Raw genomic sequence first — 2,105 nt, 5'->3', positions numbered from 1 at the left:
AGCTAAAATTTACTATATTCACTTTTTTTCAAAAAGGTAATTCTTTTATTATTATGAAAAAATAGGCCATTATTGAATTTTAAGAATATATTACAAATAAATACTTCCTTATATTTTATAAATAAAATTTTTCCTCCAGTGTTTTTTTATCTAATAAATAAATTATTAATTTTTGTTAATAAAGCGCGCCATCTCTTTATGAGATCAGCGCGCTTTATCGTTACTTGTTCAAATAGCCAGTCCGCCATTCACCTCTAAGACAGTACCGTTTACATAATCTGCATCCTCTGAGGCTAAAAATAGGTATGCTTTTGCAATATCAGATGGCTTTCCTAGACGATGTAGAGGGATTTGGGCAACCAAATTTGACAGTACCTTCTCAGGTACCTTTAGAGCCATTGACGTTTCAATAAAGCCAGGAGCAACCGCATTGACCGTTATTCCCTTTCTGCCTAGTTCCTTAGCCCAAGTTTTAGTCATGCCAATTACTCCTGCTTTAGATGCAGCATAGTTGGTTTGGCCAATATTGCCAGCACAGCCGACAATAGATGATGTATTAATAATTTTACCCGAGCCTTTCTCGATCAGATGCGGAATGACTGCTTTTGTGCAGTAGAAAACCCCATTCAGGTTAACATCAATAACCCGTTGCCATTGCTCTACCGTCATTTTTGCTACCATTGCATCCTGCGTAATCCCCGCATTGTTAATCAGAATGTCCACTGTGGAAAATGCTTCGATTACGCTTTGGACCAGCTTCTCGACACTCTCCATGTTGGAGACATCTACCTGTACATACCTAACATGCTCAAAACCAGCCTGCTGGCACTCCTCCAATAAAGTGATTCCCGCGCTTTGATTATAATCAGCGATGACCACCTTTGCGCCTTCCGCTAAAAACAGCTTCACAGTCTCTTTGCCTATACCATTGGCTCCCCCTGTTACGATCACTACTTTTCCTTGTAGCTTCTGCGAATTAATACGACTCATAGCAACTATTTCTCCTCTCTATCAGCTATTTGGAGTATATTCACTCGAAAAACCAACATGCACCCTTATTTTTTACTCCGATGGACGAATTTTTGAATCCGTTGCAGCAGCCCATCCGCAATCCACAGTGCTCCTGACGAATCAATCCCTAATCCCTGCGGAGAGAAAAAATGTCCGTCTGCTCCACTAAAATGCCCCCACTCCTCAAGAAATTTTCCCTCTTGATCGTACATTTCCATTCGATTGTTCGAGGTATCCGTGACATAAACACGATCCTGTTTATCTATGGCAATACCGATTGGGAGAAACAAATCCCCTTTTCCTTCCTTCCAATTTCCCAATGGGTCTGTTGCACCTGCGCCACCATTTGTTCCCCATTTAGCTAGAAAACGCCCGCTATTATCAAACTTCTGAATACGATGATTATTCCGATCCACCACATATATGTTGTCTTTTGAATCAATGGCCAATTGCATTGGCTGGTTAAACTGGCCGTCTTTTGTTCCTTTTTGGCCCCATTCTGTCATGTAAATGAAAAATGGATTAAATTTTTGAATGCGATGATTAAGTGTATCAGCAACAAAGATGTTTCCTTTACGATCAACTGCTACTCCTGCTGGAAATTGAAAAAAACCGCTGAGATAGCCCATCGAACCATAGGTAGCTACAAAAACACCTGTATTGGTAAATTTCTGAATGCGATGATTCACAGAGTCAGCAACATAAACAAATCCGTAAGCATCTACAGCAATCTGACGCGGAACGATAAATTGACCAGGCAAACTGCCAAAAGCATTGGGTCCGCCATTTCCGAAATTATTGCCCCATTTTCCAACCAGCACTCCACTGGAATTATACTTTAGAATCCTATGATTAAATGAATCAGCCACAAAAATATTGCCGCTTTTGTCAATTTCCACATCGAAAGGACCCGCATACTGTTTTTTGTCACCACGAGAATTTCCGATAAAACCATCTAGCACAGCACTCAAAACGGAATCTTTATAGACAACTATCCGATTATTCCCCGTATCAGTTACGTAGAACTTCCCACTCCCATCGGGCAACACCTGATTTGGATAGATTAAAATCGGAAATAGTCCCACAGTATACAA

The 2,105-nt window shown here is 40.4% G+C and carries 2 protein-coding genes; both read right to left on the bottom strand.

Annotated features, from left to right (window positions below):
- Positions 1-228: 228 nt before the first annotated feature.
- Positions 229-990 (bottom strand): 3-oxoacyl-ACP reductase FabG, encoded by a 762-nt coding sequence (fabG, locus tag AYJ08_RS07285; protein WP_064017174.1) that lies wholly within the window; start codon positions 988-990, stop codon positions 229-231.
- Between the two features lie 65 nt (positions 991-1,055).
- A partial coding sequence (locus tag AYJ08_RS07280) for an NHL repeat-containing protein (protein ID WP_483295061.1) occupies positions 1,056-2,105 on the bottom strand: 1,050 nt, incomplete at its 5' end.

Origin of the sequence: Brevibacillus sp. SKDU10 (assembly GCF_001645205.1) — a bacterium.
Taxonomy (GTDB): domain Bacteria; phylum Bacillota; class Bacilli; order Brevibacillales; family Brevibacillaceae; genus Brevibacillus_B; species Brevibacillus_B halotolerans.
Note: the sequence above shows the minus strand (reverse complement) of the source record. Positions and strands in the feature narration are given on the sequence as shown.